Origin of the sequence: Thermoanaerobacter wiegelii Rt8.B1 (genome assembly GCF_000147695.2) — a bacterium.
GTDB classification, from domain to species: Bacteria; Bacillota; Thermoanaerobacteria; order Thermoanaerobacterales; family Thermoanaerobacteraceae; genus Thermoanaerobacter; species Thermoanaerobacter ethanolicus.
In genome coordinates this window covers 1,520,019-1,540,820 of sequence record NC_015958.1, presented here as the reverse complement: position 1 = coordinate 1,540,820, position 20,802 = coordinate 1,520,019, and the positions used below count along the sequence as shown (strand labels likewise).

General features: G+C 34.7%; 22 protein-coding genes, 1 pseudogene and 2 other annotated features. All 23 genes and pseudogenes read left to right on the top strand.

Annotation, left to right across the window (positions count from 1 at the left end):
* Positions 1 to 77: 77 nt before the first annotated feature.
* Entirely contained in the window at positions 78 to 245 is a 168-nt protein-coding gene (locus THEWI_RS13905; RefSeq protein WP_228378986.1) for a tryptophanase, read from the top strand.
* Positions 246 to 382: 137 nt separating this feature from the next.
* A complete protein-coding gene (locus THEWI_RS07675) occupies positions 383 to 1,570 on the top strand; it encodes a biotin/lipoyl attachment domain-containing protein (protein WP_014063010.1) in 1,188 nt (395 codons plus the stop codon).
* Between the two features lie 6 nt (positions 1,571 to 1,576).
* Positions 1,577 to 2,281 carry a YggS family pyridoxal phosphate-dependent enzyme gene (locus THEWI_RS07670; protein ID WP_208854414.1) on the top strand — a complete coding sequence of 235 codons (705 nt, stop codon included), beginning with the start codon at positions 1,577 to 1,579 and terminating at the stop codon, positions 2,279 to 2,281.
* Between the two features lie 3 nt (positions 2,282 to 2,284).
* Positions 2,285 to 2,698 carry a cell division protein SepF gene (locus tag THEWI_RS07665; RefSeq protein ID WP_003869631.1) on the top strand — a complete coding sequence of 138 codons (414 nt, stop codon included), beginning with the start codon at positions 2,285 to 2,287 and terminating at the stop codon, positions 2,696 to 2,698.
* 16 nt (positions 2,699 to 2,714) lie between these two features.
* The gene (locus THEWI_RS07660) at positions 2,715 to 3,017 is read left to right on the top strand and encodes a YggT family protein (protein ID WP_003867667.1); all 303 of its coding nucleotides are present in this window, start codon (positions 2,715 to 2,717) and stop codon (positions 3,015 to 3,017) included.
* Positions 3,014 to 3,760 carry a YlmH family RNA-binding protein gene (locus tag THEWI_RS07655; RefSeq protein ID WP_014063008.1) on the top strand — a complete coding sequence of 249 codons (747 nt, stop codon included), beginning with the start codon at positions 3,014 to 3,016 and terminating at the stop codon, positions 3,758 to 3,760. The genes THEWI_RS07660 and THEWI_RS07655 overlap by 4 nt, the downstream gene beginning before the upstream one ends.
* A 27-nt stretch (positions 3,761 to 3,787) precedes the next feature.
* Positions 3,788 to 4,273: a DivIVA domain-containing protein gene (locus THEWI_RS07650; RefSeq protein ID WP_003869629.1), complete on the top strand. Its 486-nt coding sequence runs from the start codon at positions 3,788 to 3,790 to the stop codon at positions 4,271 to 4,273.
* Entirely contained in the window at positions 4,263 to 4,508 is a 246-nt protein-coding gene (locus THEWI_RS07645) for a TM1266 family iron-only hydrogenase system putative regulator (protein ID WP_003867670.1), read from the top strand. The genes THEWI_RS07650 and THEWI_RS07645 overlap by 11 nt, the downstream gene beginning before the upstream one ends.
* 58 nt (positions 4,509 to 4,566) lie before the next feature.
* Positions 4,567 to 4,786: a binding site (T-box leader), on the top strand.
* 54 nt (positions 4,787 to 4,840) lie between these two features.
* On the top strand, positions 4,841 to 7,639 hold the full coding sequence (gene ileS / locus THEWI_RS07640) for an isoleucine--tRNA ligase (RefSeq protein ID WP_014063007.1): 2,799 nt from the start codon (positions 4,841 to 4,843) through the stop codon (positions 7,637 to 7,639).
* A 47-nt stretch (positions 7,640 to 7,686) separates the two neighbouring features.
* Positions 7,687 to 8,985, top strand: a complete 1,299-nt coding sequence (locus THEWI_RS07635) for an amidohydrolase (RefSeq protein ID WP_014063006.1) — start codon at positions 7,687 to 7,689, stop codon at positions 8,983 to 8,985.
* A gap of 134 nt (positions 8,986 to 9,119) precedes the next feature.
* The gene (locus THEWI_RS07630) at positions 9,120 to 9,767 is read left to right on the top strand and encodes an L-fuculose-phosphate aldolase (protein WP_003869625.1); all 648 of its coding nucleotides are present in this window, start codon (positions 9,120 to 9,122) and stop codon (positions 9,765 to 9,767) included.
* A 16-nt stretch (positions 9,768 to 9,783) separates the two neighbouring features.
* Positions 9,784 to 10,821: an S-methyl-5-thioribose-1-phosphate isomerase gene (gene mtnA, locus THEWI_RS07625; RefSeq protein ID WP_014063004.1), complete on the top strand. Its 1,038-nt coding sequence runs from the start codon at positions 9,784 to 9,786 to the stop codon at positions 10,819 to 10,821.
* 65 nt (positions 10,822 to 10,886) lie between these two features.
* The gene (locus tag THEWI_RS07620) at positions 10,887 to 11,657 is read left to right on the top strand and encodes an S-methyl-5'-thioinosine phosphorylase (RefSeq protein WP_014063003.1); all 771 of its coding nucleotides are present in this window, start codon (positions 10,887 to 10,889) and stop codon (positions 11,655 to 11,657) included.
* An 11-nt stretch (positions 11,658 to 11,668) separates the two neighbouring features.
* A complete protein-coding gene (locus THEWI_RS07615) occupies positions 11,669 to 12,859 on the top strand; it encodes a trans-sulfuration enzyme family protein (RefSeq protein WP_014063002.1) in 1,191 nt (396 codons plus the stop codon).
* 20 nt (positions 12,860 to 12,879) lie between these two features.
* Positions 12,880 to 13,170, top strand: coding sequence for a thiamine-binding protein (locus THEWI_RS07610; protein WP_014063001.1), 291 nt, complete (start codon positions 12,880 to 12,882; stop codon positions 13,168 to 13,170).
* Between the two features lie 80 nt (positions 13,171 to 13,250).
* Positions 13,251 to 13,549 (top strand) — a binding site (T-box leader).
* Positions 13,550 to 13,586: 37 nt separating this feature from the next.
* Positions 13,587 to 15,012, top strand: a pseudogene (gene trpE, locus THEWI_RS07605) (anthranilate synthase component I).
* Positions 15,012 to 15,578: an anthranilate synthase component II gene (locus tag THEWI_RS07600; protein ID WP_014062999.1), complete on the top strand. Its 567-nt coding sequence runs from the start codon at positions 15,012 to 15,014 to the stop codon at positions 15,576 to 15,578. Before trpE ends, THEWI_RS07600 begins: the two are co-directional and overlap by 1 nt.
* A 1-nt stretch (position 15,579) precedes the next feature.
* The gene (gene trpD, locus THEWI_RS07595) at positions 15,580 to 16,596 is read left to right on the top strand and encodes an anthranilate phosphoribosyltransferase (RefSeq protein ID WP_014062998.1); all 1,017 of its coding nucleotides are present in this window, start codon (positions 15,580 to 15,582) and stop codon (positions 16,594 to 16,596) included.
* Positions 16,596 to 17,378, top strand: a complete 783-nt coding sequence (gene trpC / locus THEWI_RS07590; RefSeq protein WP_014062997.1) for an indole-3-glycerol phosphate synthase TrpC — start codon at positions 16,596 to 16,598, stop codon at positions 17,376 to 17,378. The genes trpD and trpC overlap by 1 nt, the downstream gene beginning before the upstream one ends.
* Before the next feature lies 1 nt (position 17,379).
* The gene (locus THEWI_RS07585; RefSeq protein WP_003869616.1) at positions 17,380 to 17,991 is read left to right on the top strand and encodes a phosphoribosylanthranilate isomerase; all 612 of its coding nucleotides are present in this window, start codon (positions 17,380 to 17,382) and stop codon (positions 17,989 to 17,991) included.
* Positions 17,988 to 19,163: a tryptophan synthase subunit beta gene (trpB, locus tag THEWI_RS07580; RefSeq protein ID WP_014062996.1), complete on the top strand. Its 1,176-nt coding sequence runs from the start codon at positions 17,988 to 17,990 to the stop codon at positions 19,161 to 19,163. Before THEWI_RS07585 ends, trpB begins: the two co-directional genes overlap by 4 nt.
* Positions 19,160 to 19,948, top strand: coding sequence for a tryptophan synthase subunit alpha (gene trpA / locus THEWI_RS07575; protein ID WP_014062995.1), 789 nt, complete (start codon positions 19,160 to 19,162; stop codon positions 19,946 to 19,948). The genes trpB and trpA overlap by 4 nt, the downstream gene beginning before the upstream one ends.
* Before the next feature lie 11 nt (positions 19,949 to 19,959).
* Entirely contained in the window at positions 19,960 to 20,742 is a 783-nt protein-coding gene (gene aroF / locus THEWI_RS07570) for a 3-deoxy-7-phosphoheptulonate synthase (RefSeq protein WP_083820924.1), read from the top strand.
* Positions 20,743 to 20,802 lie beyond the last annotated feature (60 nt).

Below are 20,802 nucleotides of genomic sequence, written 5' to 3'. Positions count from 1 at the left end.
ATAAAAATAGGAGGTATCAACAGTTAAGAAATTTTAGGTAAAACAGTATAATTGTAACTAGAGCGATAAATAAATTTGTGCGCCTTACAATTCCAAGGAGAGTTTACACTAACAGCCATATGGATGTTATAGCAGAGGCTGTAAAAAGAGTTTATGCAAGAAGAGATAAAATAAAAGGATATAGATTTACTTATGAGCCGCCAATATTGAGGCATTTTACTGCGAGATTAGAACCGGTAGAATAAAAAATAAGGGGATGGGCAATTCACCATCTCCTTATTTTGTCTATAAAAATATCAAAAACTGTGATAAAATGAATATATGCATAAATTTGTAGAAGGAAAATCGGCATTTATATAGAATATATTGATAGGTGAGAGATGTGAAAAGGTTAGCTAAAATTATAGTTATATTATTGGTGATAGTTTACATAAGTAAAGTAGGGATAACGACTTTTGCAAACCAAAATAAAACTACAGTAGTGACTTATGGAAGTATTTTAATAGCCTTTAATGCCCAAGGATATGTTATAAAAAATGAAATAATGATAAATGCTCCTTTTGATGGTAAAATAAAAAAACTTGTACCAAGTGGAGAAAAAGTTCCCAAAGGTACTCCTATTGTGCAAGTTTATTCTGCTGATTTTAATGAGGAAAAACTACATCAATTAGATGAGGTAAACAGAGAACTAAAAAATCAGGATACTAATATACCTTTTTATTCAGATGTTCAAAAATTAGACGACATAATAAAGAAAGAAGAGCAAAATTATCAAAATGCGATACAGCAAAATAGCCCTGGTGCAGATAAAATACAAAAAAGGATTGAAGACTTAAAAGCCAAAAAAGAAGAAATTTTAAGTAAAGGGCCAATAATGCTCCAAAGAATTGAAAACTTAAAAGAGCAAAAGGAGTATTTAGAAAAATATGTAGAAAAAAATGTGATTACTGTAAATTCACCAGAGTCAGGAATTGTAAGTTACTATTTCGATGGCAGTGAAAGTATTCTACATGAAAAAGATATGTTCAATTTAAATCCGACACAACTTGAAAATTTAAACTTTCAATCCAAAGAAATTAGTACAGAAGTAAAAGGAGATTACCCTTTTGTAAAAATAGTGGATAATTTGGAATGGTATTTAGCGTTGGTTTTAAATGAAAAACAACAGGACTTATTAAAAGAAGATAGTAATGTGAAAATTTTGATTGATAATTATGGTGGTGAATTGCGGGGAAAAGTTATAAAAACCTATAAAGGTGACGATAAATTATATATAGGAATAATTGAGATGATAGATGAATATCCCAACTTTTATAAAACTTCTAAAATAAATGTAAAAGTTAAAGTTAAAGAGTACAATGGACTTAAAATACCTCTTTCTTCTATTGTACAAAAAGAAGGAAAAGAAGGAGTTTTTGCAATAAAAAATGGCAAAGTTCCTACTTTTAAAGAAGTAGTAATAAAGGCTACAGATGGCAAATATGCGATTGTAGAAAGCCTTGATAAAACATTTGGATTAAAAGTGTATGACGAAATAGCGGTAAATGGAGAGGATTACTTGAGCAAATAAGGGGGGATAAATACGACTATATATGAAAATATAAGAAAGATAAAAGAAAACATAAAAGAGCATGCATTAAAGGTAAATAGAAATCCGGAGGAAATATTAATTGTGGCAGCTACTAAAACTTTCGGTGTTGAAACTATAAAAGAGGCTATTGCTTGTGGAATAACTGACATAGGTGAGAATAAGGTTCAAGAGTTAAATGAAAAGTATCCTTATTTAAAAAATGAGGTAGAATTTCACTTTATAGGACATTTACAGACAAACAAAGTGAAATACATTATTGACAAAGTTAAGTTGATACATTCTTTAGATAGTATTAAATTGGCAGAAGAAATAGACAAAAGGGCTAAACAAAAGAGTCTCGTAATAGATTGTTTGGTGGAAATCAATATTGGTGGAGAGGAAAGTAAATACGGAATTCCTCCTGAAGAAATGCATAATTTTGTTAAAGAAATGGAAAAATATGATAATATAAGAATTAGAGGGCTTATGACAATAGCTCCTTACCTTCCACCGGAAGAGGTAAGGCCCTATTTTAGAAAGATGAAAGAATTATTTGAAGAGCTAAAAGAAATTAAGCAACATAATGTACAAGTAGAATTTTTGTCAATGGGCATGTCCAATGACTATTGGGTAGCAGTTGAAGAAGGGGCGAATATTGTTAGAATTGGCACTTCTATTTTTGGGCAAAGACAATATAATGTGGAGGGATAATTAATGTCTTCAAAAGTGATTGATAAATTAATGAGTTTCTTTGGTATCGATGAGCCAGAAGAAGAGAAAGAAGAAGTAGACTCTTTACAACCTGTCATACCTTACGATAGAAAGCCTAAAATTGTCAATATTCATACACAGACCCAAGTAAAAGTTTTGATTTTAAAGCCAGAAAAGTTTGAACAAGTGATGAATATATGCAATGAATTAAAAAATAAAAAACCGGTGATTGTAGATTTACAAAAGATGGACAAAAATGAAGCTCAAAGAGTAGTGGATTTTTTAAGCGGTGCAGCCTATGCTCTTAATGGAGAGATAAAGAAGATATCTGGCTATATATTTTTAGTTGCGCCTGAGAATTTTGACATTACAGGGGATATAAAAGATGAAGTAAATTCTTTATACAATCTAAATTGATAAGGAGGAAATGATTTTGCCTGTAAATTTTGCAATTTTAACAGCATTAGATTATTTTTTTGAAGTTATAAATTGGCTTATATTGATAAGGGTTATTTTATCTTTGCTACGAATGGAGAATATGTCAAATCCACTTTCTCGCTTTGTGATCGTAACGACAGAACCAATACTTGAGCCTTTTAGGGCATTACAATTTAGGTCTTCTATTGGAAGAAATTTAATGATAGATTTTTCGCCGGTTTTGGCGATTTTGGTGATTCAGTATTTAGTTCGTCCTTTAGTTTTTAAATTAGTATTATTACTGATGAGGTATATATGATGGACAAGGAATTTGCTGTATCCCGATTTGAAGACATAATTAAAGGCGTTTTAAAATCTAAAAGAGTAAAATATACAGACTTTTTAAGCCTCTCTGAACAAAAAATTTTTGAAAAAACTATATTAAAGTATCGACAGCAAGATATAAACTATAATCTCGATGGAGGATACCCTTTAGCAGAAAGAAAGATAGCAATTATTTACCCCGATTTTTTACAGCCGGAGGATACCCCTATTTGTGCTGTAAGAATTGAAGGCAATTTTTCTAAGCTATCTCATAGAGATGTATTGGGTTCACTTTTAGGGTTAGGGATAAAAAGACAAAAAATAGGCGATATAATTGTAAAAGAGGATAAATGTGACATATTGTTACATAAAGATGTGGAAAGTTATGTACTTATGAACCTTTTTAAAGTCGGGAAAGAGAAGGTAAGAGTTAATTCAATTGACTTGAAAGATGTGTTGGAACCTGAAATAAAATATAAGGACATTTTTTCTACCGTAGCCTCACTACGGGTTGACAGTGTGGCAGCTGCAGGTTTTGGTATATCAAGGACGAAGGCTTCAGAACTTATAAATTCCGGTCTTCTTCAAATAAATTGGGAGTATACAGAGGACCCTTCTTCAGAAGTAAAAGAGGGAGATGTAATTTCTTTACGTGGTTTTGGAAGAATTAGATTAGAAGAAGTGAGAGGTAATACAAAAAAAGGTCGCGTTTCTGTACATATTCTAAGGTTTATATAATGTTACAAAAGAAAAGGAGGTAATATTATGCTGACGCCTATGGATATACATAATAAAGAATTTAGGCGGTCTTTTAGGGGTTATAATGAAGAGGAAGTGGACGAGTTTTTGGATAAAATTATGGAAGACTATGAGATGTTATACAAAGAAAATGCGGAGTTAAAAGATAGAATTAATATAATGAATGAAAAACTTCAAAGCTACATAAATATGGAGAACACTTTAAACAATACTTTGATTGTTGCTCAAAATACTGCAGAGGAATTGAAAAGAAATGCAGAAAAAGAAGCACAACTTATCATACAAAATGCACAACAAAATGCAGAAAAAATATTAGAGAAGGCAAATCAAGAAGTTGTAAGAATAAGAATGGAGTTAGAAAGATATCGCAAGCAATTAAATGTTTTTAAAGCGAAATTTAAATCTCTTTTAGAAGCCCAGTTGGAATCAATACTTTCAATAGATGAGAAAGAATTGATTCCAGATGAGGATGAGGAGAAGGATGCAGAATAGATTAGGGGTTGTTGGAATATTAATTCAAAATAGAGAAAATGTGGCGGATAGGGTAAATCACATATTGAGTGAGTACGGCCACATTATTGTAGGAAGAATGGGTATACCCTATAAAGATAGAGGAGTATCGGTTATCGCTTTAATAGTTGATGGTACAACGGATGAAATAGGGGCTCTTACTGGTAAACTTGGAAGTCTTCCTGGTGTAAAAGTGAAATCTGCTCTGACTGCATGAGATATGCATACTATTGACGAAAAACTTGTGGTATTATATAATTGTGTAAAAAATATTGTTAAAAGCTATGATGAGGACGAGTAAGTAGAAGTGACTTCCAGAGAGTTGGCGGTAGGTGCGAGCCAATAAGTTCGTTTCTACTGAAAATCACCTCGGAGCTGCAGGCTGAAATAGGAGTAAGCTGTGCCGGGTTTCCCGTTATCTTAAATGAGAGATTAAGGCAAAGTTTTTCTTTGTCTTAATAAGTAGGGTGGTACCGCGAACTTCTCGTCCCTGACGAGAAGTTTTATTTTTAGTTTGAAAGATAATATTTGAAGAGGAGGTAATGTTCAGTGGATTACAACAAGACACTTAATTTGCCGAGGACAGATTTTCCTATGAAGGCTAATTTGCCAACAAGAGAGCCAGAGATATTAAAAAGATGGGAAGAAATGGATATTTATCATAAAACATTGGAAAAAAATAAAGGCAAGGAAAAATATATTTTACACGATGGGCCGCCTTATGCTAATGGAGATATACACATTGGAACTGCTATGAATAAGGTATTAAAAGACATTATAGTGAAATACAAAACAATGAGGGGTTATGATGCTCCTTATGTGCCAGGATGGGATACACACGGTCTTCCTATTGAACAGCAAGCTATAAAAACTTTAGGTATAAAAAGGCATGAAGTAAGTCCTACAGAATTTAGAAAAGTGTGTAGGGATTTTGCTTTTTCTCAGATTGAAAAGCAAAAAGCTCAATTCAAAAGATTGGGAGTAAGGGGAGATTGGGATAATCCTTATCTTACCTTGAATCCGGAGTATGAAGCTAAACAGATAGAAGTATTTGGTGAAATGGCTAAGAAAGGCTATATCTATAAAGGTCTAAAGCCTGTATATTGGTGCCCCAGCTGTGAGACTGCTTTGGCAGAAGCAGAAATTGAATACTTTGATGAAACCTCTGATTCTATTTATGTAAAATTTAGAGTTAAAGATGATTTGGGGAAATTCAAGGGAATTGTTGAGAATCTTAATAATGTGTATTTTGTAATATGGACAACTACTACATGGACTATTCCGGCTAACCTTGCAATTGCTTTAAATCCAGAGTTTGATTATGCGCTTGCAAAGTTTGGAGACGAAGTATATATAATGGCAAAAGATATGTTAGATACTGTAAAGAAAGAAGCTAACCTTTCAGATTATGAAATAGTTGCTGTATTTAAAGGGAAAGATTTGGAGGGCATGAAGGCTACCCATCCTTTATATGACAGAGATTCTTTAATAATCTTGGGTGAGCATGTAACTTTAGAAGCTGGTACTGGATGTGTTCATACTGCTCCCGGCCATGGTGAAGAAGACTTTTTAGTTGGGCAAGAGTACGGTCTTGAGGTTTTAAATCCAATAGATGATAAGGGATATTTTACAGATAAAGCGCCAGGATATGCTGGTCTGTATTATGAAGAGGCTAACAAGGTCATTAAGGAAGACTTGAAAAAAGCTAATGCATTAGTGGCAGAAACACGTATTACCCACTCATATCCTCACTGTTGGAGATGTAAAAGTCCAATAATATTTAGGGCGACAGAACAGTGGTTTGCTTCTGTGGAAGGATTTAGAGAAGAGGCACTAAAAGCTATTAAAGAAGTTAATTGGTATCCTTCATGGGGCGAAGAGCGCATAACTAACATGGTAAGAGATAGACGAGACTGGTGTATTTCAAGGCAAAGGGTATGGGGTGTGCCAATTCCTATATTCTACTGTGAAAAGTGTGGGAAACCGCTTATAAATGATGATACAATAAATGCAGTTAAAGAGATCTTCAGGCAAAAGGGTTCAGATGCATGGTTTGAAATGTCAGCTGAAGAGATATTGCCAAAAGGGATTACTTGCGAATGCGGTTCTACAAAGTTTAGGAAAGAGACAGATATTATGGATGTGTGGTTTGATTCAGGCTCCAGCCATGCAGCTGTGTTGCAAACTCATCCTGACCTAAAGTGGCCTGCAGAGCTTTATTTAGAAGGTTCAGACCAACACAGAGGATGGTTCCAGTCTTCCCTTTTGACATCTGTGGCAACACGTGGAAAAGCACCTTATAGAAACGTATTGACCCACGGATTTGTTGTAGACGGTGAAGGAAGGAAAATGTCAAAATCTTTAGGGAATGGTATTGACCCAGCTGATGTAATTAAAGAATATGGAGCAGATATTTTGAGGCTTTGGACTGTTTCTGCTGATTTTACTTCAGATATGAGAATTTCACAAGAGATTTTAAAACAGATGACAGAAGCGTACAGAAAAATACGTAACACTAGTAAATTCTTGTTAAGCAATCTTTATGACTTTGACCCTGATAAGGATATGCTCCCTTACGAAGAGCTTTTAGAGATAGATAAATGGGCTTTATATAGGCTTAACAGAGTAGTTGAAGAGCTTACAGAGGCTTTTGATAAATATGAGTATTACGATTTTCTCCATCTGGTTCATACCTTCTGTGTAGTAGATATGAGTAGCCTTTACCTGGACATTTTAAAAGACAGATTGTACACTTATCCTGCTACTTCTAAAGAGAGAAGAGCGGCTCAAACGACACTTTACATTATTTTAGACACTCTTGTAAGGTTGATAGCACCAGTGCTTACATTTACTTCAGAAGAAATATGGTCATATATGAAGCACGACAGTCAAAATAATTTTGAAAGTGTTCAGTTAGCTGATTGGCCTCAAGTCCAAGAAAAATACAATAACCCTTATATAATAGAAAAATGGGAAAAACTTTTTGACACAAGAAAAGATATTTCTAAAGCTCTTGAAATAGCGAGAACTGACAAAAAGATAGGTCACTCTTTAGAGGCACAAGTGGATATATATCCATCTCAAGAGCTTTATGATTTCTTTAAAGGCTTTAATGACCTCGAATATGTGTTCATAGTTTCAAAAGTGGTACTTCACCAACCAGAAGAACCTGTTCCTCAAAATGCTTATGAAAGTGAAGATTATAATTTGAAGATTGTGGTAACCCATGCACCGGGTGAAAAATGCGAACGCTGCTGGATGTACAGTGAAACAGTAGGGACTATAAAAGAGCATCCAACTATTTGCGCAAGATGTGCTTCTCACATTGAGCAGCAAACACAAGTTTAAAAAGGGGATTTTTCCCCTTTTTAAACATTATTTTTAGGAGGGATATTATGAATCTGCTTATAAAAAATGTAGCTTTGCTATCTATGAAAGAAGAACAGCCACTTATGGAAAACACCAATATCTATATTGAAGGCGACACGATAACTTACATAGGAGAAATTAATCCGGATATAAAAGTTGACAGAGTCATAGATGGGACAAAAAAAATTGCAATGCCGGGTCTTATAAATGCTCATACTCATTTGGGAATGTCTTTACTTAGGAATTATGCAGATGATGTGCCGTTATTTGATTGGTTGAGTAAACATATCTGGCCCGTTGAATCTAAACTTTCAGCAGAAGACGTTTACTGGGGTTCTTTATTGAGTATGATAGAGATGATTTATTCTGGTACTACTACTTTTTGCGATATGTATTTTTTTATGGATAAAGTAGCTAAAGCAACAGAAGAAGTAGGGATAAGAGGAGTGTTGACAAGGGGTATTATAGAAGAAAGTGACGCTGAAATAAATAAGGAAAAATTAAGAGATACGCGAAAACTTTATAATACCTGGCATAATAAAGCGGATGGAAGAATCAAAGTAATGGTGGGTCCTCATGCACCTTATACCTGTAGCCCCTCTTATTTAAAGGAAGTAGTAGAGTTAGCTAAAGAGTTAAATACAGGAATTCATATTCATGTATCAGAAACAAAAAAAGAAGTAGAAGAAAGTTTCCAAAAGCATGGAAAATCTCCTGTGAAACATTTAAAGGACATAGGAGTATTTGATGTTCCAACTATAGCAGCTCATTGTGTTCATGTAAGCGATGAAGACATTGAAATATTAAAGGAAATGAAGGTATCACCAGTTTACAATCCTACCAGTAATGCCAAATTAGCCAGTGGTTTTGCTCCTGTGGATCAAATGCTAAAAAAAGGAATAAACGTAGCTTTGGGAACAGATGGCCCAGCCAGTAACAATAACTTAAACATGTTTGAAGAGATTCATTTTGCTGCCACTATTAATAAGGCGTTAAATTACGATGCTCTTGCTGTACCGGCATTGGAAGCTCTAAAAATGGCGACAATCAATGGCGCTAAAGCTTTATTGTGGGATAAAGAGATAGGTTCCATCGAAGTAGGGAAAAAAGCGGATATAGTGATTATTGATATTGACAAGCCGCATTTTTATCCACATCACAATTTAATTTCTGCTTTAGCTTATACTGCTCAAGCATCAGATGTGGATACAGTGATAATAAATGGCAAAATAATAATGGAAAATAGAGAAATAAAAACTGTAGATGTGGAAAAAGTAATGTATAACGTAGAGAAAAGGGCGAAGGAATTAATAGGGAAAGAATAACATGGAAAAGGTATTCTGCTAAGGCAGGATACCCAAATTTTTGTAAGTTGACACTTTATTTGCATTTTTATATGATGGCTTTGGTAGAAATTGTAAAATTATTTAGAGCACATATTAAAAATGGGGTGATAAAAGTGCTATTAAAATCAGAAAGAGAACAAATAGTAGAATATGGCAAAAAACTTATAAATTCTAATCTTACAAGAGGTACAGGAGGGAATTTAAGCATTTACAATAAGGAAAAAGGATTGATGGCTATAACTCCTTCAGGAATTGATTATTTTGAAATTAAGCCTGAGGATGTAGTAGTAATGGACTTAAATGGCAATGTAATAGAAGGTAATAGGACTCCTTCTTCAGAGTATGAGATGCACAGAATTTTTTACGCTAACAGACAAGACATAAACGCTATTATACACACTCATCCAGTATATTCTACAACTCTTTCCTGTCTACATTGGGACCTTCCACCAGTTCATTACCTTGTGGCTTTAGCAGGACCAAATGTCAGATGTGCTAAATATGCAACTTTTGGTACAAAAGAATTGGCAGAAAACGCTTTTGAGGCTATGAAGGATAGAAAAGCTGTGCTATTAGCCAATCACGGACTTTTGGTAGGAGCTGAAGATTTGCCTAATGCTTTTAATATAAGTATTCAAATTGAGTACGTGGCAGAATTATATTACAGGTCAAAATCTATAGGAGAACCAGTTATTCTTCCAGAAGATGAAATGAGGTTAATGTTAGAAAAGTTTAAAACTTATGGGCAGGTAAAAAAATAATAAAGAGGTGAAAAAAGTGGGAGAGATTAAAACTATAGAGTTTAAAGATGGAGTTTTATATTTAATTGACCAAAGAAAATTGCCCAATAGTTATGAGATTTTTGAGTGCAGAACTTATAAAGACGTAAATTTTGCTATAAAAGACATGGTGGTAAGGGGGGCACCGGCAATTGGAGCTGCAGCAGCTTATGGGGTGGTATTGGCTGCAAAAGAATTTATTAATGAGGAAAAAGAAAGTTTCTTTAAAAAAATGGAGGAAGCTTTAGAAATTCTCTCAAAATCAAGACCTACTGCTGTAAACCTTATGTGGGCAATAAATAGAATGAAAAAAGTTATTGAGAATAATAAAGAGCTAGGACTACAAGACCTATATGAGCTATTAAAAAAAGAGGCAGATAATATTTACTACGAAGATATAGAAACCAACAAAAAGATGGCTAAATTTGGGAATGAGATAATTAAAGAAAATGCAGTTATTTTGACCCATTGCAATACGGGAGCCCTTGCAACCGTAGGGTATGGAACTGCTTTAGGAGTTATTAGAGAAGCCCATTACAGTGGGAAAAATATTTTTGTATATGCTGATGAGACAAGGCCTAGGCTTCAAGGCGCAAAATTGACAGCATGGGAATTAGTACAAGAAGGAATTCCTGCAAAGTTAATTGCTGATAGTGTTGCTGCTACTTTGATAAGAGATGGGAAAATAGATGTGATATTAGTAGGAGCCGATAGAATTGCTTTAAATGGGGATACTGCCAATAAAATTGGAACTTTTATGCTCTCTGCTGTGGCAAAAATGTACCATGTTCCTTTTTATGTGGTAGCTCCTACCAGCACAATTGATTTTAACATTGAGACAGGAAAAGAGATAGTTATAGAGGAAAGGAGTCCTGAAGAGGTAACTCATATAAATGGCGTAAGAATTGCACCTGAAGGAATAGAAGTGTACAATCCAGCTTTTGATGTGACTCCTCATGAAAATATAACGGGAATAATTACAGAAAAAGGAATAATTAGACCTCCTTTCAGGGAAAACATATTAAAGCTAAAGTGAAGGATACCCGGATTAATTTTGATTATTTGCATATAAATACAAAAGACAGAGGAGGTACATTTTTAATGGAAAAGGCGATCATTGGTGGTACTGGATTTTACGAAATAGGACAAAAGGTGTCAAAAAAAATGGTAGAGACAAAATATGGAGAAGTGGAAATTGATATTGTGACTATTGCGGGGGAGGAAATTGGTTTTTTGCCCCGACATGGGAAAGGTCATGCAGTTCCACCTCATCTCGTAAATTATAGGGCAAATATTATGGCATTGAAACAAATGGGAGTAAAATATGTGTATGCAACAGCTGCAGTTGGTTCTTTTAATGAAAATTATGAGCCAGGGGATGTTGTAGTACTTAAAGATTTTTTAGATTTTACTAAATCGAGACCATTGACCTTTTTTGAAGGGGAAGATGGAGTGGTAAGACATGTAGATATGAGTGACCCTTATTGTAGTAATTTAAGGGCAAAATTTTATAATGCTGCTAAAAAAGAAGACTTATTGATAAAGGGAGATGCAGTTTATGTGTGCACTGAAGGTCCACGATTTGAAACTGCACAAGAGATAAGAATGTATAAAAATTTAGGTGCCGATGTAGTGGGGATGACTAATGTTCCAGAAGTAGTTTTAGCGAAAGAATTAGGAATGTGCTATGCTGCGGTGGGGATAGTTTCAAATTGGGCTACAGGAATGAAGGGCAATATAACATTACATGAAATAAAAAATATCTTAGAATTGAGCAAAGAAAAAGTGATAAAAACATTTATAAAGGTTTTCTTAGAAGAAAAGTTAGATCAAAATCATTGTAGTTGTAATAGGGCAGTGATTGAATTATAGGAGGAGCGATTATGGAAGCGGATAAAAATTATCGATTTGACACAAAGGCAATTCACGGGACTGGGTTTAATAGAAATCCTGAAAATGCTTTGAATCCTCCAATTTTTCAGACGACTACTTTTGTTTTTGATGACCTCGAACATGTTGAAAAGGTGATGACTTTTCAATCTCAAGACTATGTTTATACAAGAGGTAATAATCCGACCTTAAGATTATTTGAAAACAGATTAGCGGAGTTGGAATATGGCAAAGGGGCAGTAGCTTTTTCTTCCGGGATGGCTGCTATTAGTTCAGTTTTATTTTCTCTTTTAAAACTCAAAGATACTGTAATAGTTCATAAGACTCTTTATGGTTCAAGTTATAACGTAGTGACAAATATACTGCCTAAATATGGAGTAAATTATAAAATAGTGGACCTTACAGATATAAGCGAATTAGAAAAAAGTATAGATGACTCCACAAAAGTTGTGTATTTTGAGACTCCTTCTAATCCAAATTTATCTATTATAGATATTGAAGAGGTTGCAAGGGTATGTCATAAAAAAGATATTAAAATTGTTGTTGATAATACTTTTGCTACCCCCTATTTTCAAAATCCTCTTCTATTGGGAGCCGATGTAGTTGTTCATAGTGCTACTAAATATATAGGAGGCCACGGTGACGCACTTGGAGGAGTTGCAGTTTCACAAGATGAAAAGTATATACATTATTTAAAATTTGATTATATGTGTGAATTTGGTGGGGTAATGAGCCCTTTCAATGCTTGGTTGATGTTGAGAGGCATAAAGACTTTAGGCTTAAGAATGAGGCAACATGAAAAAAATGCAATAGAGGTAGCGAATTTTTTAAATTCGCATCCTAAAATAAAAAATGTTATGTATCCTGGTCTTGAAAGTTTTAAAGGCCATGAAATAGCGAAAAAGCAAATGAGAGGATTCGGAGCTATCATAAGTTTTGAAATAGAGGGAGGAACCAAAAATTTAGAGAAGTTTATAAGTAATTTAAGATTGTGTCAGTTAGCGGTAAGCTTAGGAGATACAGAAACATTAGTGGAAGTACCTTCCTTTATGACTCACAGAGGGTATCCAAAAGAAAAGCTTGAGGAATTCGGCTTCACAGAAAGTATGGTGAGAATATCAGTAGGGCTTGAGGATTACAATGATATAATAGAGGATTTGGATCAAGCTCTTAAACAAATTTAAAAAGGTTTTGAGGTGATAAAGTGCCAGTTGTCAATTTAAGCCTACAGGTATTGCCTGTAGTTTCTGAAGAAAAGGTGTATCCCATTGTAGATAAAGTCATAGAATATATAAAGAGAACAGGTGTAAAGTATGTTGTGGGACCAATGGAGACTACAATGGAAGGAGAACTTGATACTCTTTTAGAGATAGTTAAAAAAGCGCAGGAAATTTGTATAAAAGAAGGAGCAAGTAGGGTCATATCTGTTGTAAAGATTGATTATAAACCTGAAGGAGTTACAATTGACGAGAAGATAAAAAAATATTATGTATAATTAACTTTGACTTGCATAAAAATATATTGACAAATAATTTAATGCGTTATAGAATTAAAATAACACAATATAAATTTGTATGAAAACCAATGACCGGGAAGAGTAGATATCAGCGTTTAGTCAAAGCGAGCTCGGGAGGGTGAAAGCCGAGTACTGTAGCTGATATTGAATGGGCCCGTGAGGTGAGATGCGAACTTTTAAGTAGCAGTATCCGGTGGTCTACCGTTAAAAAGACAGGGTATCGAGGAATCTCCGTACCCGAAAGAGTGGTCCTGTGTTAAAAAGGTGGCACAAGCGAGCATTTCGCCCTTTTGGTGAAATGCTTTTTTTAGTAATACAGGACAAATTGGGTGGCACCGCGAGTCACTTCGCCCCAATGGGCGGAGTGACTTTTTTAATTTTCAGGAGGTGATAAAGTGGTAAACATTTCTAAAGAAGATTTTTGCGAACACAAAAAAAGAGGATATGTCTTTCCGGTCTATGTAGAAATAAACGGAGATGAATTGACCCCAATAAACATTTTTTATAGTCTTGAAGGCAAAAACAAATTTTTACTGGAAAGTGCAAATGGAGGCACTAACTGGGGGAGATATTCCTTTATAGGAAAAGACCCTTATTTATTAATTTTAAGCTACAACAGAGATATAAAAATTATCACAGACAGAGAAGAGCATAAAAAAGGTATGGTGCTTGAAGAGATAAAAAATGTTTTACAGCTTAATTATAATCCTTTAGGACTTGATATTCCTTTTGTAGGGGGGCTGTGGGTTATGTATCTTACGATACGATAAGACTTTATGAAAGACTGCCGGATAAAAACCCTGATGAAATAAATATACCGGACGTATACTTTATGTTTTATAAAAGTTTTATTTGCTATGACCACTTTAAACACAGGATTTATATTGTTTATAACGTATATCCTGATGAAGATGTAGAGTATGAGGAAGTTTTACAAGAGATTAACGGTCTTTTGCAAGAGATAAAATCAACTAACATAGAATTTCATGACCTTTCACCTCAAGAGGAAAAAGAAGTGAATTACAACTTTACAAAAGAGGAGTTTTGCCAAATTGTTAAAAAACAAAAGAATACATCGAAAAAGGAGACATATTTCAAGTAGTACTGTCACAAAGATTAAAAGCACGAGTTAATTCGCACCCTTTTGAGGTTTACAGAAGATTGAGGTCAAAAAATCCATCTCCATATCTATTTTATATCGACTTTGGTGATTTTCAGCTTCTTGGTTCTTCACCTGAAAGCCTTGTAAGTGTTTTTGGAGACAAAGTGACTACAAATCCCATTGCAGGCACAAGGCGAAGAGGAAAAGATGCAGAAGAAGATTTAAGACTTAAAGAGGAACTTTTAAAAGATGAAAAGGAAAGGGCAGAGCATGTGATGTTAGTTGACCTTGGAAGAAACGATATAGGAAAAGTTAGTGAATTTGGAAGTGTAAAAATAGAGCGTTTTATGGAAGTAGATTTTTACTCTCATGTAATGCACATTGTATCGACTGTTTCAGGAAAGTTAAAAAGAGGACTTACGGCTTTTGATGCTCTTATAGCTTGTCTTCCTGCAGGTACAGTTTCTGGGGCACCAAAAATAAGGGCGATGGAAATAATAGACGAACTTGAAAATGTGAGAAGGTCTTTTTACGCAGGAGCTGTTGGTTATTTTTCCTACAATGGCAATATGGACATGTGCATAGCAATAAGGACTATTCTCTTCAAGGAAGGTTATGCTTACCTTCAAGCGGGAGCAGGTATTGTATATGATTCAATTCCTGAGATGGAATATTATGAAACTTTAAATAAGGCAATGGCTCTTAAGGAGGTTCTTTGATGATTCTGATTATAGATAATTACGATTCCTTTACCTATAATCTTTATCAATATGTGGGAGAAATGAGCAAAGAAATATTTGTAATAAGAAATGATGAAGTGTCTGTTAAAGACATTGAAAAACTAAATCCCGAAAAAATTATATTATCACCTGGACCGGGAAGGCCTGAAAATGCAGGCATATGCGTTGATGTCATTAAAAGTTTAGGGGACAAAATTCCAATATTAGGAATATGTCTTGGCCACCAAGCGATTGGATATGCATATGGTGCAAAAATTGTGAAAGCAGATAAGATAATGCATGGCAAAACTTCTCTCGTGTTTCACAAAGGAGAAGAGATATTTAAAGATATTAAAAATCCTATAGAGGCAATGAGATATCATTCTCTTGTTATTGACAGACAAACTCTTCCAAGAGATTTAGAAATTACAGCCTATACAGAGGAAGGAGTGATTATGGGAGTAAGGCATAAAATGTACCCTGTATATGGTTTACAGTTTCATCCAGAATCTATCTTGACAGAGCGGGGTAAAGAAATTTTGAGAAATTTTTTGGAGGTGCTTTAAAGTGTTACAAGAAGCTATTAAAAAAATTGTTTTAAAGGAAAGTCTTGAAGAAAAAGAAGCTTATGCTGTTATGAATGAAATTATGAGTGGCAATGCAACTCCTTCTTTAATAGGGGGCATATTAATAGGACTACGATTAAAAGGTGAAAGTGTGGAAGAAATAACAGGTTTCGCGAAGGCAATGAGAGACAACGCAATAAAAGTAGAACTTGCCTCTGACTATGTGATAGATACTTGTGGGACAGGTGGCGATGGTGGGAAGACATTCAATATTTCAACGGCGGTTGCTATAATTGCTTCAGCTGCAGGAGTAAAAGTTGCAAAACACGGCAATAGAGCTGTTTCCAGTAAAAGTGGAAGTGCAGATGTTTTGATGGAATTGGGATTTGACATTGAAATGGTGCCTGAAAAAACAAAAAGATTAATTGAAGAAAAGGGTATGGGATTTTTGTTTGCGCCCAAATATCACGTCGCAATGAAAAACGTAGCAGGCATTAGAAAAGAGTTAGGCACAAGAACGGTATTTAATGTTTTAGGACCATTGACAAATCCCGCATTTGTAAACGGACAGGTGTTAGGAATTTATGATAAAGAATTGATTCATCCCCTTGCTGAAGTACTTTTAAGATTGGGAATTGAAAAGGCTATGGTGGTCCACGGCTTTGATGGCCTTGATGAAATAACTACTACTTCTCCTACTTTTGTCAGTGAAGTAAAAGAAGGCAAAGTCATTGATTATGTGATAGACCCAGGAGATTACGGTATCCCTTATGCAAAACTTGAAGATTTAGAAGGCAAAGACGCTAAAGAAAATGCTCAAATAATCTTAAACATCTTAAGAGGTGAAAAAGGGCCTAAAAGAGATATAGTCGTTTTAAACGCAGCAGCGGCCTTATATATAGGAAAAGTTGTGGAAGATTTAAAAGAAGGAATAAAAGTCGCAAATTATCTAATAGATACGGGTTTAGCTCTTGATAAGCTTACAGAGATTTTGGAGTACCAAAGGAGGCTTAGTTGATGGTATTAGATGAGATTGTGAGACACAAAAAAAAGGAGGTGGAAGAGAAAAAAAGAATAAAGCCAGTAGAGGAACTAATTAACGAAATTAAAGGAGGCTATTCTGGCAATTTCAAGAAAGCACTTCAAAAAGAGGGTATATCAATTATTGGAGAGATAAAAAAAGCCTCTCCATCTAAAGGAATTATAAAAGAAGACTTTGATGCAGTAAAAATTGCAAAAGTGTATGAGAAAGTTGATATTGACGCTATTTCCGTTTTGACAGAGAAGGAATTTTTTAAAGGGGATGACAATTACATTAGTGAAGTAAAAAAAGTCACTTCAAAACCTATTTTGAGAAAAGATTTTATTGTGGATGAATACCAAATATATGAATCAAAAATTTTAGGAGCCGACGCAGTACTTTTCATTGTTTCCGTATTAGGGGATAACTTAAATACTTTCTATAATTTATCTAAAAGTGTAGGTTTAGATGCGCTTGTGGAAGTTCACGATAGACAGCAGCTTGCAATAGCATTAGAAGCTGAATGTGACATAATAGGTATAAATAACAGAGACCTTAAGACTTTTAATGTAGATATAAATACAACAGAAAATTTGATTAAATATATACCTCAAAGTACAATAATTGTTTCCGAAAGTGGAATAAAAATACCTGAAGATGTAAGGTATTTAGCTTCTTTGGGAGTAGATGCCGTATTAATTGGCGAGACTTTTATGAAAATTATAGATGATATTGACAAAATCACTGATTTTGTAAGGGAGGCAAAAGGAGGAGGATAAATTGGTAAAAGTAAAAATTTGCGGACTGAGAAGAAAAGAGGATATTGAATATGCCAATGAGCTAAAACCTGATTATGTAGGATTTGTCTTTGCAAAAAGCAAAAGACAAGTAGAGGTAGAACAGGCTTTATACCTCATAAGCCTTCTTGATAAAGAGATCAAAACAGTGGGAGTTTTTGTAAATGAACCAGTGGAAAATGCATTAAAGATAGCTCAAACACTAAATCTCGATGTTTTACAGTTTCACGGTGATGAAACACAGGATTATATAGATAATTTTAAAAATTTCACAGTGTGGAAGGCAATACGCATAAAAGACAAAGAAGATTTGGAAAAAACAAAAGAATTTAGAGTAAATAGTTTTGTATTTGACACTTTGACAAAAAACGAATACGGTGGTACAGGAAAAACATTTAATTGGGAAGTTTTAAAAGGATTTGAATTGAATGTTCCAATAATTTTGGCAGGAGGGCTAAACGAAAACAATGTAGAGGAAGCTATAAGAATAGTAAATCCCTATGCTGTTGACGTCTCCAGTGGCGTTGAGACAGAAGGTTATAAAGATTTTAAAAAAATGAAATCATTTATTGAAAAAGTGAGGGGTATTCGATGAGTGGAAGATTTGGACGTTTTGGAGGTCAGTATGTGCCAGAGACTGTGATGAATGCGCTTATAGAATTAGAGAGGGAATTTGAAAAAGCTAAACAGGATAAAGATTTCATGGAAGAATATAGGTATTACTTGAGGGAATATTCAGGAAGACCTACACCTTTGTATTATGCTGAGAATCTTACTAAAAGGTTTGGCGGGGCGAAAATTTATCTAAAGAGGGAAGACCTAAACCACACAGGAGCCCATAAAATAAACAACGTATTGGGACAGATTTTATTGGCAAAACGGATGAATAAAAAGAGAGTTATAGCTGAGACAGGAGCAGGACAGCATGGAGTGGCAACTGCTACAGCTGCTGCAATGTTTGGAATGGAATGCGAAATATTCATGGGAGAAGAAGATATAAAAAGGCAATCTTTAAATGTCTTTAGAATGAAACTTTTAGGTGCAAAAGTAACACCAGTAAAATCAGGGACGGGAACCTTAAAAGATGCAGTAAATGAAGCAATAAGAGATTGGGTGACAAATGTAGATAATACTTTTTATGTGATGGGTTCTGTTGTTGGGCCTCATCCTTATCCTACTATGGTGAGAGATTTTCAAAGAGTAATAGGGGATGAGGCAAAAGAGCAAATACTTCAAAAAGAAGGAAGACTTCCTGACTATGTGATTGCTTGTGTCGGCGGAGGCAGTAATGCCATGGGAATTTTCTATCCCTTCATTGAAGATAAAGAGGTAAAATTGATAGGCGTGGAAGCTGCAGGTGAAGGAATTGAGACAGGGAAACATGCAGCTACAATGGCAAAAGGTTCTGTAGGAGTATTGCACGGCATGATGACTTATCTTTTACAGGATGAAGAGGGGAGAATAATGCCAGTATACTCTATATCTGCAGGACTGGATTACCCGGGGGTAGGTCCAGAACATGCCTTTTTAAAAGAAAGTAATAGAGCTCAATATGTATATGCGACAGACGAAGAAGCATTGGCGGCTTTTATGGACTTATCTCAAACAGAAGGGATAATACCAGCTTTGGAAAGCGCTCACGCTTTGGCATATGCTATGAAACTGGCTCCAAATTTAAGGAAAGACAATATTATCATTGTAAATTTGTCAGGCAGAGGAGATAAAGACGTAAATACAGTTGCGAAAGTATTGGGGGTGGAGTTATGAATAGGATTGACAAAAAGTTTGAAGCCTTAAAAGGAGAAGGGCGCAAAGCCTTAATAACCTTTATAACAGCGGGAGACCCGGATATTGAGACAACTTATGATATAGTTTTGGCCTTAGAAGAAGCAGGATCGGATATAATAGAACTGGGAATACCTTATTCTGATCCCTTAGCTGATGGACCTACAATACAGGCTTCTTCACAAAGAGCTTTAAATAAAGGTGTAAAAATTCCTGATATAATGAAAATAGTAGAAAAAATAAGGTTAAAAAGTGATATCCCTCTGGTTTACCTTGTCTACTATAACTCTATATTCAAATATGGCATACAAAAATTTTTAAAAGAGTCAAAAGATGTAGGGATAGATGGGCTTATCATTCCAGACTTGCCTATTGAAGAGAGAAAAGATATTTCTGAAGAAGCAGATAAATACGATATTTATTTAATACCTTTAGTCGCTCCCACATCAAAAGAAAGAATAAAATTAATCACTGAAAATGGCAAAGGATTTGTATATTGCGTATCAATTACAGGTGTCACAGGAGCAAGAGAAGACATTGAAACTGACATTGAAGAATATATGAAAATGGTCTCTCAATATACCAATATGCCAAAGGCAATAGGGTTTGGCATATCTACTCCGGAGATGGCGAAAAAATTAAAAGATTTTAGTGATGGGATTATTGTAGGGAGTGCCCTTGTAGAAAGAATTGCTAAAGGGTATAATAAATCTGAAATGCTGCAGGAAGTTAAGAGTTTTGTATCCAGCTTAAAAGAAGTGTTATGAAGGTGATGAAAATGGACCTTAAAATAATTGGCGACAAAAATAATAAAATATCAATAAAAATAGGAGATATAACTGTTGGAAAAGATAAACTAATAATAGCGGGACCTTGCGCTGTTGAGAATGAAGAAATGCTAGTAAAAACAGCAGAAAAAGTTAAAAGCTGTGGCGCAAATGCTTTAAGAGGAGGAGCTTATAAACCCCGCACCTCTCCTTATTCTTTTCAAGGTTTAGGGATTGATGGACTTAAAATGCTTAAGAATGTGGGAGATATGTTTAATTTGCCAGTTGTAACTGAAGTTTTAGATGTGAGAGATGTTGAAATTGTGGAAAGATATGCTGATGTTCTTCAAATAGGTTCAAGAAATATGCAGAATTTTTCGCTTCTCAAAGAAGTAGGAAAAACCAAAAAGCCTGTTTTGTTAAAAAGGGGATTTTCAGCTACCTATGAAGAATGGCTTTATGCAGCGGAATATATTGCAGTTGAAGGAAACACCAACATCATCATGTGTGAAAGAGGTATAAGGACTTTTGAAACTTATACACGAAATACGCTGGATATTGCTGCAATTTCAGTAATTCATGAACTTTCAAATTTGCCTATTATTGCAGATGTAAGCCATGGTACAGGAAAGAGAAGCTTAATTATACCGATGGCAAAAGCTGCAATAGCTGCTGGCGCAGATGGAATAATGGTGGAAGTTCACCCTGAGCCCGATAAAGCTTTATCTGATGGAGAACAGTCCCTTGATTTTTCCCAATTTGAAGAATTGATGAGAGAGATAAAAAGCTATTGAAATTTTGCGTGAGAAAATATATAATAGAAGTAACAGAAAATAATTATCTAAAGAAAATAA

Excerpts from the sequence above, each read along its gene's own strand:
- THEWI_RS07620 (WP_014063003.1), top strand. The coding sequence starts at position 10,887 with ATGGAAAAGGCGATCATTGGTGGTACTGGATTTTACGAAATAGGACAA.
- THEWI_RS07655 (WP_014063008.1), top strand. The coding sequence starts at position 3,014 with ATGATGGACAAGGAATTTGCTGTATCCCGATTTGAAGACATAATTAAA.
- THEWI_RS07615 (WP_014063002.1), top strand. The coding sequence starts at position 11,669 with ATGGAAGCGGATAAAAATTATCGATTTGACACAAAGGCAATTCACGGG.
- aroF (WP_083820924.1), top strand. The coding sequence starts at position 19,960 with ATGGACCTTAAAATAATTGGCGACAAAAATAATAAAATATCAATAAAA.
- trpA (WP_014062995.1), top strand. The coding sequence starts at position 19,160 with ATGAATAGGATTGACAAAAAGTTTGAAGCCTTAAAAGGAGAAGGGCGC.
- THEWI_RS07665 (WP_003869631.1), top strand. The coding sequence starts at position 2,285 with ATGTCTTCAAAAGTGATTGATAAATTAATGAGTTTCTTTGGTATCGAT.
- trpB (WP_014062996.1), top strand. The coding sequence starts at position 17,988 with ATGAGTGGAAGATTTGGACGTTTTGGAGGTCAGTATGTGCCAGAGACT.
- THEWI_RS07635 (WP_014063006.1), top strand. The coding sequence starts at position 7,687 with ATGAATCTGCTTATAAAAAATGTAGCTTTGCTATCTATGAAAGAAGAA.
- THEWI_RS07645 (WP_003867670.1), top strand. The coding sequence starts at position 4,263 with ATGCAGAATAGATTAGGGGTTGTTGGAATATTAATTCAAAATAGAGAA.
- trpC (WP_014062997.1), top strand. The coding sequence starts at position 16,596 with ATGGTATTAGATGAGATTGTGAGACACAAAAAAAAGGAGGTGGAAGAG.
- THEWI_RS07600 (WP_014062999.1), top strand. The coding sequence starts at position 15,012 with ATGATTCTGATTATAGATAATTACGATTCCTTTACCTATAATCTTTAT.
- THEWI_RS07650 (WP_003869629.1), top strand. The coding sequence starts at position 3,788 with ATGCTGACGCCTATGGATATACATAATAAAGAATTTAGGCGGTCTTTT.